Annotated in this window: 12 protein-coding genes; 5 read left to right on the plus strand and 7 right to left on the minus strand. The window is 67.2% G+C overall.

All coding sequences use genetic code 11. The annotated features are described in order from the left end of the window. Nucleotides 1-68: 68 nt before the first annotated feature. The 3 genes from mmsA to AC1DFE_RS10895 are packed head-to-tail and all read left to right on the plus strand — an operon-like array spanning nt 69 to nt 3164. Nucleotides 69-1598: a multiple monosaccharide ABC transporter ATP-binding protein gene (gene mmsA, locus AC1DFE_RS10885; protein ID WP_476905895.1), complete on the plus strand. Its 1530-nt coding sequence runs from the start codon at nt 69-71 to the stop codon at nt 1596-1598. Between the two features lie 5 nt (nt 1599-1603). Beyond that, a complete protein-coding gene (gene mmsB, locus AC1DFE_RS10890) occupies nt 1604-2920 on the plus strand; it encodes a multiple monosaccharide ABC transporter permease (protein ID WP_476905896.1) in 1317 nt (438 codons plus the stop codon). 34 nt (nt 2921-2954) lie between these two features. After that, nucleotides 2955-3164, plus strand: coding sequence for a hypothetical protein (locus AC1DFE_RS10895; RefSeq protein ID WP_476905897.1), 210 nt, complete (start codon nt 2955-2957; stop codon nt 3162-3164). Between the two features lie 92 nt (nt 3165-3256). On the opposite strand, the gene AC1DFE_RS10900 is transcribed toward AC1DFE_RS10895, so the two are convergent. The 7 genes from AC1DFE_RS10900 to AC1DFE_RS10930 all read right to left on the minus strand — a co-directional run bounded on the left by AC1DFE_RS10900 (nt 3257) and on the right by AC1DFE_RS10930 (nt 11401). Continuing rightward, complete coding sequence (locus AC1DFE_RS10900) at nt 3257-4243, minus strand: NAD-dependent epimerase/dehydratase family protein (protein WP_476905910.1); 987 nt, start codon at nt 4241-4243, stop codon at nt 3257-3259. A gap of 79 nt (nt 4244-4322) precedes the next feature. Continuing rightward, nucleotides 4323-5306: a LacI family DNA-binding transcriptional regulator gene (locus AC1DFE_RS10905; protein WP_476905911.1), complete on the minus strand. Its 984-nt coding sequence runs from the start codon at nt 5304-5306 to the stop codon at nt 4323-4325. A gap of 29 nt (nt 5307-5335) precedes the next feature. Next, nucleotides 5336-6244: an aldose 1-epimerase family protein gene (locus AC1DFE_RS10910; RefSeq protein ID WP_476905898.1), complete on the minus strand. Its 909-nt coding sequence runs from the start codon at nt 6242-6244 to the stop codon at nt 5336-5338. 14 nt (nt 6245-6258) lie between these two features. After that, on the minus strand, nt 6259-7779 hold the full coding sequence (gene araA, locus AC1DFE_RS10915; protein WP_476905899.1) for an L-arabinose isomerase: 1521 nt from the start codon (nt 7777-7779) through the stop codon (nt 6259-6261). Nucleotides 7780-7837: 58 nt separating this feature from the next. Further along, nucleotides 7838-8548, minus strand: coding sequence for an L-ribulose-5-phosphate 4-epimerase (locus AC1DFE_RS10920; protein WP_476905900.1), 711 nt, complete (start codon nt 8546-8548; stop codon nt 7838-7840). Beyond that, nucleotides 8545-10284 carry a ribulokinase gene (araB, locus tag AC1DFE_RS10925; RefSeq protein ID WP_476905901.1) on the minus strand — a complete coding sequence of 580 codons (1740 nt, stop codon included), beginning with the start codon at nt 10282-10284 and terminating at the stop codon, nt 8545-8547. Before araB ends, AC1DFE_RS10920 begins: the two co-directional genes overlap by 4 nt. A gap of 106 nt (nt 10285-10390) precedes the next feature. Continuing rightward, a complete protein-coding gene (locus AC1DFE_RS10930; RefSeq protein ID WP_476905902.1) occupies nt 10391-11401 on the minus strand; it encodes a LacI family DNA-binding transcriptional regulator in 1011 nt (336 codons plus the stop codon). 107 nt (nt 11402-11508) lie between these two features. Here AC1DFE_RS10930 and AC1DFE_RS10935 point away from each other — a divergent pair, with 107 nt between their 5' ends. Further along, on the plus strand, nt 11509-13122 hold the full coding sequence (locus tag AC1DFE_RS10935) for an FG-GAP repeat domain-containing protein (RefSeq protein ID WP_476905903.1): 1614 nt from the start codon (nt 11509-11511) through the stop codon (nt 13120-13122). Nucleotides 13123-13380: 258 nt separating this feature from the next. Continuing rightward, nucleotides 13381-14123 (plus strand): multicopper oxidase domain-containing protein (locus AC1DFE_RS10940; RefSeq protein ID WP_476905904.1); only part of this gene is annotated, 743 nt, incomplete at its 3' end.

A 14123-nucleotide genomic window follows, 5' to 3' on the forward strand; every position in this document is an offset into this window, starting at 1 on the left:
CCGCACCCCCAACGGATCGACCCACCGAAACAGATCAGCTCATCGAACAGATCAGCGGGAAATAACCAATGAACGTACCCATTCTTCAGATGCGCGGGATCACCAAGACCTTCCCCGGCGTCAAAGCCCTCCAGGACGTCACCCTGGATGTGAACCGCGGCGAGGTCCACGCGATCTGCGGCGAAAACGGGGCAGGCAAGTCCACCCTGATGAAGGTGCTCTCCGGCGTATACGCCCACAACACCTTCGAGGGGGACATCCTCTTCGAGAACGAACCGTGCGACTTCGCGTCCATCAGCGACAGCGAAAAGCGCGGGATTGTGATCATCCACCAGGAGCTGGCCCTGAGCCCGTACCTGTCCATCGCGGAAAACATCTTCCTGGGCAACGAATTGGCCTCCCGCGGCTGGGTTGACTGGCGCAAGACCAACCTGGAGGCGGCCAAGCTGCTGGCCCGCGTTGGCCTGAGCGAAAACCCGGTCACCCCCATCCAGCACATCAGCGTGGGTAAGCAGCAGCTCGTCGAAATCGCCAAGGCGCTGTCCAAGGAAGTGAAGCTGCTGATCCTGGACGAACCCACCGCCGCCCTGAACGACGAGGACTCCGACCACCTTCTGGACCTCATCCTGCATCTGAAGGGCCAAGGGGTCACCAGCATCATCATCAGCCACAAGCTCAATGAGATCCGCAAGGTCGCGGACGCCGTCACCATCATCCGCGACGGCAAATCGATCGAGACCCTGCGCCTGGACCAGGGCCAGATCACCCAGGAACGGATCATCCGCGGCATGGTGGGCCGCGACCTGGACAGCCTCTACCCCGAGCGTGAGCCGCAAATCGGCGAGGAAGTCCTGCGCATCGAAGACTGGACGGTCCAGCACCCCCAGGACCACACCCGCACCGTGGTCCACAACGCCAGCCTGAACGTCCGCAAGGGCGAAGTAGTCGGGCTCGCCGGCCTCATGGGAGCCGGCCGCACAGAACTGGCCATGAGCGTTTTTGGCCGAACCTACGGCCGCGCCGTGTCCGGCAAAGTGTTCAAACACGGCAAGGAAATCAACACCTCCACCGTGCCCGAGGCCATCCGCCACGGCATCGCCTACGCCACGGAGGACCGCAAGCACTACGGGCTGAACCTCATCGAGGACATCAAGCGCAATATCTCCATGGCTGCCCTGCCCAAGCTCGCCAAACGCGGCTGGGTGGACGGGAACCAGGAAACCACGGTGGCCAACAGCTACCGGAAGAGCATGAACATCAAGGCCCCGTCCGTTGCGGCCATCACCGGCAAGCTCTCCGGTGGCAACCAGCAAAAAGTGGTCCTGAGCAAATGGATGTTCTCCGACCCGGACGTGCTGATCCTGGACGAGCCCACCCGGGGCATCGACGTCGGCGCCAAATACGAGATCTACACGATCATCGCTGAGCTCGCCGCCCAGGGCAAAGCCGTCATTGTGATCTCCTCCGAACTCCCCGAGCTCCTGGGCATCTGTGACCGGATCTACACCCTGTCCGCAGGCCACGTCACGGGTGAAGTCCCCATCGCCGAGGCCTCCCAGGAAACCCTTATGCACTACATGACAAAAGAGAAGGAATAACGGACATGTCCGCCCTACGAGAATCCCTCGGCTTCCTGGCAAGCCGCCTCCGCCAGGTCGGCATCTTCGTCGCCCTGATCCTGATCGTCCTGCTGTTCCAGGTCCTCACTAACGGGATCCTGCTCGAGCCGCAGAACGTCAGCAACCTCGTTGTCCAGAACAGCTACATCCTCATTCTGGCCATCGGCATGGTGATGGTCATCATCGCCGGGCACATCGACCTCTCTGTCGGGTCCATCGCCGGGTTCATTGGCGCCGTCGCCGGCGTCATGATTGTGCACTGGGGCTGGGCCTGGTGGGCCGCCATTCCGGCGTGCCTCCTGGTCGGCGCCCTCGTGGGTGCGTGGCAAGGGTACTGGATCGCCTACGTGGGCATCCCGGCGTTCATCGTCACCCTGGCCGGCATGCTCATCTTCCGCGGCCTCACCCTGATCACCCTCAAGAACCAGCAGATCACCCCCTTCCCGGATGAATTGCGTGCCCTCGGCGGCGGCTTCCTCCCGGACATCTCCGGCGGCACCTCCGTGCTCGAATGGCTCACCGTGATCCTCGGCGTCGGAGGCACCGCGGCCCTGCTGTTCCAGTCCATCAAGGAACGCCGCGTCCGCCGCAGGTTCAACCTGGAAAACGAACCCATGGCCTGGTTCGCCACGAAGACGGCGTTCATCGCCGTGCTGATGCTCATCATCACGTTCCTCCTGGCCAGCTACCGCGGCACGCCGATCGTGCTGATCGTCCTCGCCGGCCTGGTCATCGTCTACTCCGCACTGATGAACAACAGCATCTTCGGCCGGCACACTTACGCCATCGGCGGGAACCTGCACGCCGCCGAACTCTCGGGCATCAAGACCAAGGCGGTGACGTTCCGGCTCTTCGTGAACATGGGGGTCCTCGCAGCACTGGCCGGCCTGATCTTCACGGCCCGCCTGAACTCAGCCCAGCCCGCCGGCGGCACCGGCTTCGAACTCGACTCCATCGCCGCCGCCTTCATTGGCGGAGCAGCGGTCCAGGGCGGCATCGGCACTGTTGCCGGAGCCATGATCGGCGGCCTCATCATGGGCGTGCTCAACAACGGCATGTCCATCCTGGGCCTCGGAACCGACTACCAGCAGCTGATCAAGGGCCTGGTGCTCCTGCTCGCCGTCGGCTTCGACATCTTCAACAAGAACCGTGCCGGCGGAGGATCCTCCATCGCCAAGCGCTTCAGATTCAAGACCACGCCGCCCGCCACCGAACAGACCAAAGCACCGGCCGAACGCAAAGCACCGGCCGAACCTGCCGCGCCCGTGGCAGCAGGCAGCCGGCAGTCAGACAACGCTTAGCCAACCGGCCTCCAGCCAGCAGAAAGGATCCACCATGACCGCCCTTCTCGATTCCATCGACATCCACGTCACAAACCGGCACGCCCTGGACGAGCATCTCGAAGCAGCCGTGAAGGACCTCCAGGAACTAGCGATGCTCACGGGTACCCACGGCATCCTGGTCACGCGCCACAGGCCGGGAAACTACACGGCCGCGCTTTCCGACCAGGTCCCGTTCGGGATGACGCGCGAAGAGATTCGCTGACGCGCCAGACAAATGATCTAACCAGCGAGTCCCTCCCCCGGTATAACCGCGGGAGGGACTCGGCGTTTAGGGCAGCCAGAGTCGACGGCGGGTCAGCCCGCCAGGACGCCCAACGGACGGGCCACCCTGAGCTGGCCGTGGTCGACGAGCCAGGTCACGGATTCGAGCACCGCCCGTTCGGGCTCGAACCGGGGCGCATAGCCAAGCAGGGACCTGGCCTTTTCGATGGTGAAGCAATGGCTGCGGTGGAGGTGGCCCCAGCTCGACTCCGCAAACTCACGTGTGGTCGCTTCACGGAACTGGTCCCACGTGACTGTTTCCAGCGTTGCGTTCAGACCGAACCAGCCCGCGGCGATCTCGGCGTAGCCGCGGACGCTGAGCGCGGTAGGGGCGACGATGTTGAAGTCCTCACCGGCGGCGGCGTCCCGGTGTTCGATGGCTTTTTCGAACGCCTGGGCGACGTCGTCGGCGTGCACGTGGTGCATCAGTTCGGCACCGCTTCCGGGGACCTGCAGCGGCTCACCGGCAGACAGGGCGTGCCAGACGGCCGGGTCAAGGTTCCCAAGGGGACCGGTGGGGTGCCAGCCGGGACCGACGATGTGGCCGGGGTGCAAGGACGTGGTGACCAGCCCACCGTCGGCCGTCTCCTCCTTCAGCAGCCGGGCGATCCGGTCTTTCTGGATGCCGTACTCGTCGAACGGGGCGGCAGCCGAGTCGGAGCCCTCAGCGATGGGCAGCTTGAGGCTCTTGCCGTAACGCCAGATGGAGCCGCAGTGCAGCAGATGCCCGATCTCGCCCCGGAGCCGGTTGACCAGGGAGGTCGCGGACTCGAGCGTGAAGCAGACCAGGTCAACCACGACGTCGGCCTGAAGTCCCGCTACCCGGTCACCGAAGGTGCCGTCCCGGTCCTCCTGCTGCCGGTCGGCGGTGACCTGGCGGACCTGCTGCCATTCGGGCGCATCCACATAGGTTTTGGACGTCCCGCGGCTGATGTTGATGACCTCATGGCCGGCGCGGACCAGCCGGGGGACGAGGAAGGAGCCGATGTGCCCGCTGCCTCCGATAACGATGACTTTCAAACCCATGGCATCCACACTAGGGCCAGACCGGGGCCAGGGGGAGGGCCCTGCCAGGGCCACCCACGCAGCCGCCTCAGTATCAGCCTGCCGGCGCCGCCGTGGAGCCCCGCACCACCAGTTTCGGGTTGAGGACCGAAGCCGCCCCGGAGGGTCCGTGGGCCATGTCGGACAGGAGCATCCGGATGCAGCGCGCACCGAGTTCCTTGAAGCCCTGGTTGACCGTGGTCAGCGGCGGGACGAAATAGCCGGCCTCCGGCTGGTCGTCGAAGCCCACCACGCTGATGTCCTCGGGGACGCGCAGGCCCGCCTCGCTGAAGGCGCGCAGCGCCCCCAGCGCCATCTGGTCGTTGGCCGCGAACAGTGCGGTGACATTGCCAGCGGCAGCCAGTTCCAGTCCGGCGCGGTAGCCGCTTCCGGCGCTCCAGTCACCCGGGATCAGCAGCCCCTCGGGCAGTCCCGCCTGATCGAGGGCACGCCGCCAGCCCTCGGTCCGGGCTGCGGCGTCAATCCAGTCCTGCGGGCCTGAAACGTGGGCGATTGCGGTGTGCCCAAGGTTCACCAGGTGCTGCACGGCGAGAGCTGCACCAACGCGCTGGTTCACGGCCGCGACCGTCAGGTGCTCGTCCGCGCCGAAACCCACGGCAACCAGGGGGACGGACAGTGCGATGGTGTGCAGCGATTTCAGCATTGTCTCGTGCGGAACGATCACCACGATCCCGTCCACGGACTGCAGCAGGAAGTGTTCGAGGGCGTCGTGAATGCCGGCGGCCGTCACCTCGCTGAGGCTGGCCATGCTGACGGCGTAGCCCTCGTTCCTGGCTGCCTGCTGGACGCCCAGCAGCGTATTGGCCGGACCGAAGTGGGCCGTGCCGGCCCCCAGGACCCCGATGGCCTGGGAACGCCGGGTGACCAGGCTGCGGGCTGCGGTGTTGCGGCGGTACCCCAGCTCGGCGATGGCGCGTTCCACGCGCTTGCGGGTCCGGGCACTGACGTTCGGATGCGTGTTCAGGACGCGTGAAACGGTCTGGTGGGACACCCCGGCGAGACGCGCCACGTCCTCCATGACGGGAGGACGCGGCGCCGGGTGCGCTGTCACGTGGCGAAGATGCTCCAGGATGCCGCGTGCGTGGCGCCCGGCTCCAGCCGGATCAGGTCCACGCCGCTGTTGAAGGCATCCGGAGGGCAGGTCATGGGTTCCACTGCGAGGCCCACCCGATTAGGGGCGGGCGGCTGCTTGTCGGCGGTGTGGATCTGCAGCCACGGGCAGGTGCTGTCCCAGGCCATTCCGACGCCCGTACCGCCCGGGTCCCGGACCAGCACGCGGGCCTGGCCGCCGTCGGACGTGCCGCCGTCGAACGCTATGTCCGTGAAGGCGTGATCGATCTCGGTGGAGCCGATGGCGCGGGGCGCGCGGAAGTCGAATTCGTGCCCTTCCACGGTGCGCGTTTCCTTCGGCAGCAGCCGGTCCGGGGTGACCTCGAGGAACTCCCCCGCGGGGATCTCGAGGGTCCACTCATCCAGGGGCGCCGGGCCAGCCACCAGATAGGGGTGCGGGCAGACACCGTATGGCGCCGCGGAAGCGCCTATGTTCGACGCCGTGACCCGGGTGTGCAGGCCGTCGTCCATTAGCCGGTACTCGGCCTCGATGCGCACCGTGTGCGGGTAGCCCGCCGTCGGTTCGGGCCTGCAGGACAGCGTCACCGACGACTCGTCGTGCGACTCCAGGGTCCAGTCCAGGGGGAAGACCAGCCCGTGCAGGGCACAGCCGCGTTCGGGTTCGTTGACCGGGACCTCGTGCTCGGCGCCCTCGAAGGTGTACCGGCCGTCGGGGATCCGGTTGGGCCAGGGCGCGGCGATGATGCCCCGGTAGTCGGGAATGGGCCCGCCTGCCGGGAACGGAACGACGAGGTCCCGTCCCCGGTGGCGCAGCTCCCGCAGCGCACCTGCCTGAGCCGTGATGGTGGCGGTGTATCCCCCCGCCCGGATTTTGTATTCGGTCACAGCCCTATTGTGGGTCACAGCCTGCCGGCCAGCTTGTAGTAGGCGGCGTTCCAGGCCAGTTCCTTCTTGAACTGCTTGAGGGTGGTTCCTTCATCGATGGTGAGCAGCTCGGTTTGGGCGATCTCCGCGAAGTCCTCGAACACGTCCACGCCCACCTGGGTGGAGAGGACGGTGTGGTGCGCGGCCCCGGCGGTCAGCCAGGCGGCGGCGGAGGTGGCGAAGTCGGGCTTCGGGGACCACAGCGCGCGGGCCACCGGCAGGTTGGGCAGCGGCTCGTCGAGGTCGACGACGTCCACAGCGTTCGCCACGAGGCGGAAACGGTCGCGCATGTCGGACAGGGCGACGACGACGCCGGGGCCGGCGTCGGTGTCGAAGACCATGCGGACCGGGTCCTCCTTGCCGCCGATGCCCAGCGGGTGGATTTCCACGCGCGGCTTGGTGGCGGTCAGCGAGGGGCAGACCTCCAGCATGTGTGCGCCGAGGATCTTCTCCTGGCCGGGCGCCAGATGGTAGGTGTAGTCCTCCATGAGGGAGGCCCCGCCGGGCAGGCCTGCGCCCATGACCTTGGCCGCGCGGATCAGGATGGCCGTCTTCCAGTCGCCCTCGGCGCCGAAGCCGTAACCGTCCGCCATGAGCCGCTGGACGGCCATGCCCGGCAGTTGCCGGAGCTCGCCGAGGTCCTCGAAGGAGGTGGTGAAGGCGGCGGAGCCGTTGGCTTCCAGGACGCTGCGGAGCCCGAGCTCGATGCGGGCGCTGTAGCGCAGGGACTCATGGCGGGCACCGCCGGAGCGGAGCTCCGGCGCCACGTCGTAAAGCCGCTCGTACTCCGCGACCAGGGTGTCGACGTCGGACTCCGCGGCGCCGTGCACGGCGTCCGCGAGTTCGTTGACGGACCAGGTGTTGACCGAGACACCGAAGCGCAGCTCGGCCTCGGTCTTGTCGCCTTCGGTGACGGCCACGTTGCGCATGTTGTCCCCGAAGCGGGTCAGCTTCAGGTTCCGGACGGCAGCCCAGCCGGCGGAGGCGCGCTGCCAGACGCCCACCTGGCGGGCCACCTCGGGGTTGGACACGTGGCCCACGACGGTCTTGCGCGGGATGCCCAGCCTGGACTGGATGTAGCCGAACTCGCGGTCGCCGTGCGCGGCCTGGTTCAGGTTCATGAAGTCGAAGTCGATGTCCGCCCAGGGCAGTTCCACGTTGGCCTGGGTGTGCAGGTGCAGGAGCGGCTTGCGGAGCAGGTCCAGGCCCTGGATCCACATCTTGGCCGGGGAGAACGTGTGCATCCACGCTGTCACGCCGATCACCGAATCGTCCGAGTTGGCCTCCAGCGCGGTCCGCCGGATCGCGTCCGAATCCGTCAGCACGGGCTTCCAGACGAGCTTGACCGGGACCTCGGAGGACTCGTTCAGGGCGGCTGCGATCTCCTGCGACTGGGCCGCGACCTGCTTCAGGACGTCCTCGCCATAGAGGTGCTGGCTGCCGGTGAGGAACCAGACCTCGTAGTGCTCGAGCGAGGTGTTGTTGGCGCTGGACATTGGTGTCTCCTTTGAAAGTCTTGAATGTGCGGGTGCCGCGGCGGGCAGCGGGCCGGAGTCAGCGGCCGTAAACGTTTTGGTAGCGGTCGTAAAGCGACTCGATCTGCCCCTGGTCGATGGGCAGCGGTTCGCCGAGCTGCCGCGAGATGTGGACCGTGCGGGCCACCTCCTCGCACATCACGGCGGCCTTGACCGCCGAGCGGGCGTCCTTGCCGATGGTGAACGGGCCGTGGTTCTGCATCAGCACAGCCGGGGAGTTGGATCCCTGCAGGGTCTCCACGATGCCGCGGCCGATCGAATCATCGCCGATAAGCGCGAACGGCCCCACCGGGATCGGTCCGCCGAACTCGTCGCCCATCATGGTCAGCACGCACGGGATCTCCTCGCCCCGCGCGGCCCAGGCCGTGGCGTAGGTGGAGTGGGTGTGGACCACACCACCGACGTCGGGCATGTTCCGGTACACGTAGGCGTGCGCTGCGGTGTCCGACGACGGCGAGAGGTCCGGGTTCTCCCACCGGGCCGGTACGCCGTCGGCATCGGCGCTCAGGCTGTTGACCGGCGTGCCGTAGAGGTCGGTGACCACCATGGTCTCTGGAGTCAGGTCGTCGTAGGAGAGGCCCGAGGGCTTGATGACCATGAGGTCGTAGCCGGGGATCCGGCCGGACACGTTACCGGCCGTCCACACCACCAGGCCGTACCGGGTCAGCTCGGCGTGCAGGCCGCAGACCTCGCGGCGGACGCGGGCAATGGTTTCCAGCAGGGCGCTCATGCCGAAACCTCCTCAGCGGTCAGGGATTCAGTGAGCAGGGACTGGGCGGCGTTCCGCTGGATGGCCTTGAGCCGGTGCATGACCTCGTTGGTTCCCCTGCCGAAGTAGTCGTGGAGGGTCCGGTACTCCCGGAACAGTTCGTCGTACGCGGCCACGTTTTCCGGGATGGGGGTGTAGACGGCACCGGGTGCGGCACCCATAACCTCGGAGGCGGCCCGAACATCGGCGTACTTCCCCGCGGCAACGGCGGCGTGGATGGCCGACCCCAGTGCCGGTCCCTGCGTGGAGCCGATGGTGGAGAGCTGAAGGCCGGTCACGTCCGAATAGATCTGCATGAGGAGGCGGTTTTTCAGCAGGCCTCCGGCCACGATGAATTCCTTGACCGGAACCCCGGAATCCCGGAAGGCCTCCACAATGGTGCGGGTACCGAAGGCCGTGGCCTCGAGCAGCGCCCGGTAGATGTCCTCGGGCCGGGTGGCCAGGGTCTGGCCGACGACCACGCCGGAAAGCTCATGGTCCACCAGCACGGAGCGGTTGCCCGAATGCCAGTCGAGCGCGATCAGGCCGTGCTGGCCGATCGCCTGCCCGGAGGCCAGGTCCGTCAGGTGTTCGTGGATGTCCTGGCCGGCCAAGGCCGCCGCCTGGTGGTATTCCGGCGGGACGCCGTACTTGGTGAACCAGCCGAAGATGTCGCCCACACCGGACTGGCCGGCCTCGTAGCCCCAGAGCCCGTCGACGATGCCGCCGTCCACCACGCCGCACATGCCCGGCACCTCATGAAGTTCGGCGCCGTTCATGACGTGGCAGGTGGAGGTGCCCATGATGGCCACGAGCTGGCCCGGGTCCACGGCCTTCGCTGCCGGTGCGGTGACGTGCGCGTCCACGTTGCCGACGGCGACGGCGATGCCCTCCGGGAGCCCGGTCCAGGCGGCCGCCTCGGCGGTCAGGTAGCCGGCGGCGTCGCCCAGCCGGCCGATGGTGTGGTCCAGCTTGGTGCTGACGAAGTCTTTGAACTGCGGGTTCAGGGCGGCGAGGAAGTCAGCGGACGGGTAGTGGCCGTCCTGGTAGATGCCTTTGTAGCCGGCGGTGCAGGCGTTGCGGACGTAGTTTCCGCTGAGCTGCCAGACGATCCAGTCGGCGGCTTCCACCCAGTGGTCCATTTCCGCATAAGCCTCAGGATCCTCCTCCAGCAGCTGCAGCCCCTTGGCGAACTCCCACTCCGAGGAGATCAGCCCGCCGTACCGCGGCAGCCAGGATTCGCCCAGCTCTGCAGCGAGCGCGTTGATGCGGTCCGCCTGGCCCTGCGCGGCGTGGTGGCGCCACAGCTTCACATACGCGTGCGGGCGGTTCGCGAAGCCCGGCACCTCGTTCAGCGGGGTGCCGTCGGCCTTGACGGGCACCATCGTGCAGGCCGTGAAGTCCGTGGCGATCCCGACGACGGCGGCCGGGTCGATCCCGGCGTCAGCGATTGCGGCGGGAACAGCATGCCGGAGCACGTCGCGGTAGTCGTTAGGCACCTGAAGGGCCCATTCCCCGGGCAGCCGGGCGGCCGTTCCATCTGCTGCGCCTGCCACATCCGCGGGGAGCGCTTCGGTGACCACCGCGTGCGGGTAGTCGAACACGCCGCTGCCGAGCTCCTTGCCGTCCCGGACCCGCACAACCACGGCCCGGCCGGACAGGGTGCCGTAATCCACCCCGATGACATAGTTTTCGCTGCCGTCTGCTGTGACGTCCATGAATCCTCCAAATGATGGCCCGCTGCTTATCGGGCTGAAACTATTGTGAGCGCTAACAACTTACGACGTCAAGTGCTGCGAATCACCGATTTCGTTATCTGCCCCGTTAGGCCGGTGCGGAGGTGCTCCGTCGGACCACAAGCTCCGGCTCCACCACGGTAGTGCTCACCGTGTCCCCGTTCGCAATGGCACTCAGCATCAGGTCCATGCAGCGCCTGCCGAGTTCCTCGAAGTCCTGGCGCACGGTGGTCAGCGGCGGCGTGAAATAGCCCGACTCCGGCTGGTCGTCGAAGCCCACCACGGAGACATCCTCGGGGACCCGGACACCGGCCTCGTTGAATGCGCGGAGCAGGCCCAGGGACATCTGGTCGTTGCCCACGAAGATGGCAGTGGCGGTCCGTTCCGCGGCCAGTTTCCGGCCGATCTCGTAGCCGCTGCCGGCGCTCCAGTCCCCCTCGACCACCAGGCTGTCATCCAGGCCGGCCCCGCGCAGCGCAGCGCTCCAGCCCTCGGCACGCGCCACAGCGTCGATCCAGTCCTGCGGGCCGGCAATGTGGCCGATCCGGCGGTGTCCCTGCTCAATCAGATGCCCGACGGCGAGTTCGGCCCCCCGCTTTTGGTCCACCATGGCGCCGCTCACCGCATCACTGCCCAGCGACCCCACGGCCACCACCGGCACCCCCGGCTTTAGCTCGGCCAGGGCAAGGAGAGTCTCCGAATGCGGCACGATCACCACGATGCCGTCCACGGACTGGTCCAGGAAATGCCGGATGGCATCGAAGATCGCCTCGCGGCTCACCGAACGCAAGGCCGCGATGCTCACGAAATATCCGGCGTCCCGCGCGGCCTGTTCCACCCCCAGCAGCGTGTTGGCAGGACCGTACTGTGACAGCTCACTGCCCAGGACGCCGATGGTCTGCGACTTCCGCGTGACCAGGCTCCGCGCCGCGGTGTTGCGCCGGTAGCCCAGCTCGGCAATGGCGGCCTCGACCCGCTCGCGCGTGGCCGTGCTGACGTTGGGATGGTTGTTGATCACCCGGGACACGGTTTGGTGCGAGACTCCCGCGCGCTCCGCCACATCCTCAAGCCGGGGCAGCCGGGCATTGCTTTTTGCCATGGGCTAATTGTGCGCGACCCGAAGCCCTGAGCACGAATAGGCGCGGCGCCCCCAACACGAATAAACGCCGCCGGACGTAAACTGATGGGAGCAAAGGAGCGCTGGCGATGGACGGCAAAGTTCATCATTCTGGGGCCGGACCTTCCGCACGGCACATGCTGACGGGTCTCCTTCTCCTGCTCGCGCTTTTCTTCAGCTGCCTCACGGTCGCCACCCCCGCGCGCGCCGCATCGCTCAACGGCCACGACATCTCCTGGCCCCAATGTCCGACGGCGGTGGGCGGCTTTGGCCTACCCTTGCCGCCGGCGTCGTCCCAGTTCGTGGTGATCGGCCTGACGAAGGGACTGCCCTTCACCGAGAATCCTTGCCTGGCCAGCCAGGTTGCCTGGGCGGCGAGCAACCGCAAGCCGGCCCAGGCCTACACCATGTCCGCCTTCCCCACGGCCGCCCAGCTGACCACCTACCGGTCACAGGGGCCGTGGTCAGCAGTCACCCGGGCGGGGCAGCTCTCCAACGTCGGCTACGCGGAAGCGCGGTTTGCGATTGCCAGCCTGGCGCGGGTCCGGTTTGCGCCGCGCGTGGTGTGGATCGACGTCGAGCCCCGGCCGGCCCAGCCGTGGCCCACCGCCAGCGCCGCGCAGCAGCGCGAAAACCGGTACATCGTCGAGGGCCTCATGCGCGGACTGCGGGACTCCGGCTACTCCTACGGCGTGTACTCCTTCGCATCGGGCTGGACCAGCATCACCGGTTCCTGGCGGCTCTCCGGCGTTCCGGTGTGGGCCACCGCCGGCCGGCTGGACTTCCCCGGCGAAGCCCTCAACCTCTGCAGCACCCCCAGCTTCTCCGGCGGCCGTGTGTACCTCTCGCAGTGGTACGACGACGTCCGGGACTACGACCTGACCTGCAACCCCTACGCCTTCACCCCGCTGCCTGTTCCGGCGTCCAGCCTCTCCCGGTCGACCGGCGACTTCAACGGGGACTGGAACACGGACCTTCTCGCCCGGGTGACGGCGACGGCCGAACTGCGGCTGTACCCGGGGAACGGCCACGGCGGCAGGCTGCCCGGCGTGCGCATCGGCACCGGCTGGAACGGCTTCAGCGCCCTCGAGACACCCGGTGACTTCAACGGCGACGGCACGCAGGACGTCTTGGCCCGGGAGGCCTCCACCGGCTACCTGTGGATGTACCGCGGCAACGGCACCGGCGGGTTCCTCCCGCGGATCCGGCTCGGCACCGGCTGGAACAGCTTCAGCGCGATCATCGGCCCGGGTGACTTCAGCGGCGACCAGCGCGTGGACATCCTTGCCCGCGAAACCGCCACCGGCTTCCTCTGGCTGTACAGGGGCAATGGCACGGGCGCGTTCCTGCCGCGGACCCGCGTGGGGTCCGGCTGGAACGCCTTCAACGCCCTGGTGGGCCCGGGCGACATGAACGGCGACGGCGCCGCCGACGTCCTGGCGCGGGAGGCAGCCACTGGCGTCCTGTGGCTCTACCGCGGCAGCGGCGCGGGCGGCTGGCTCCCCCGCGTCCGGGTGGGCGCGGGCTGGAACGCCATGACCGCCGTCGTAAGTCCCGGTGACTTCAACGGCGACCGCAACCCGGACCTGCTGGCACGCGACGCGGCAGGTGTCCTGTGGCTCTATCCCGGGCTCGGCACCGGGCAGTTCGCCTCCCGGGTGCGCCTCAGCGCGGGCTGGAACGGGCTCGCTCCGCTGTTCTAGCGGAGCTGCCGGACCCAGCCCGTCCTTGGAACGGCCACCCCCTTATACCCGTCTCATTGAGGGGGTTTGCACCACATACGTCCAATGTTTTCCCAACCCCCTGCCCGCACTGTAGTTGCGCGGGGCAACGACAAGCGCAGACAGCTTCCGCAAGGCCAGGATTTCCCGGTGCAGAAACCGCCGGGGAAAGACCCTGAGAAAGCTCGAATACCCGGGGCCAACAGGCCATTCTTTTTGCCCCGAAGGAGGCGCATACCAATGTCAGAAGAAACCGCAACCACGAACAACGTGTCCCGCCGCAATCTCTTGCGGCTCGGCGCGGCAGGAGGTGCCGGCGCGGCACTGGTCGCTGCCCAGGGCTGGGCAGGACCACTGCTCGCACAGAAAGGACTCCTTTCGCCCGACGGCGCGTTCGGCGCTTCGTCCACCGCCCTCGGCGATCTGTTGTTTTATATCGAGGCATTTCCCACCAGCCCGCTGATCATCTCGCCATTCACCGATCCGCTGACCGTTCCAAAAGCCCTGGCCCCCACCCCGGCGGTGGGGGATGCCTTCACGAAGGGCTACACCGAGTGGAGCGACCCGCCCGGACCCGGGCAGGGCCAGCAGAGTTCCTTTAAGAACGAACAGCACCAGATCTGGCCGAACAAGATCGGCTCGCCCGATCCCCTGGTGTACAAGATCGACATCCAGCTGCGGCAGCACGCGTTCACCACCTCGCAGGTGCTGCCCATCGATGCAAACGGCCGGCCCACGATCTCGTTTGATGACAAGCGCAAGACGTACCCGGCCGGCACCAAGCGGTACCTGCCCAAGAGCACGATCTACGGCTTCAACGGGACCTTCCCCGGCCCGATGATCAATGCCGAGTACGGCAAGCCGGCGCTGGTCCGGTTCGAGAACCACCTGGACGAGAACCCGATGAACCTGGACCGCCAGGACTTCGGCTCGCCGGACTGGTCGTTCCTGACCCACCTCCACAACGGCCACACCGCACCGGA

The organism is Arthrobacter sp. 05T423 (genome assembly GCF_056396245.1).

Excerpts from the sequence above, each read along its gene's own strand:
- AC1DFE_RS10905 (WP_476905911.1), bottom strand. The coding sequence starts at position 5,306 with ATGGAGGACGTGGCGCGTCTCGCCGGGGTGTCCCACCAGACCGTTTCA.
- mmsB (WP_476905896.1), top strand. The coding sequence starts at position 1,604 with ATGTCCGCCCTACGAGAATCCCTCGGCTTCCTGGCAAGCCGCCTCCGC.
- mmsA (WP_476905895.1), top strand. The coding sequence starts at position 69 with ATGAACGTACCCATTCTTCAGATGCGCGGGATCACCAAGACCTTCCCC.
- araB (WP_476905901.1), bottom strand. The coding sequence starts at position 10,284 with ATGGACGTCACAGCAGACGGCAGCGAAAACTATGTCATCGGGGTGGAT.
- AC1DFE_RS10920 (WP_476905900.1), bottom strand. The coding sequence starts at position 8,548 with ATGAGCGCCCTGCTGGAAACCATTGCCCGCGTCCGCCGCGAGGTCTGC.
- AC1DFE_RS10930 (WP_476905902.1), bottom strand. The coding sequence starts at position 11,401 with ATGGCAAAAAGCAATGCCCGGCTGCCCCGGCTTGAGGATGTGGCGGAG.
- araA (WP_476905899.1), bottom strand. The coding sequence starts at position 7,779 with ATGTCCAGCGCCAACAACACCTCGCTCGAGCACTACGAGGTCTGGTTC.
- AC1DFE_RS10935 (WP_476905903.1), top strand. The coding sequence starts at position 11,509 with ATGGACGGCAAAGTTCATCATTCTGGGGCCGGACCTTCCGCACGGCAC.
- AC1DFE_RS10895 (WP_476905897.1), top strand. The coding sequence starts at position 2,955 with ATGACCGCCCTTCTCGATTCCATCGACATCCACGTCACAAACCGGCAC.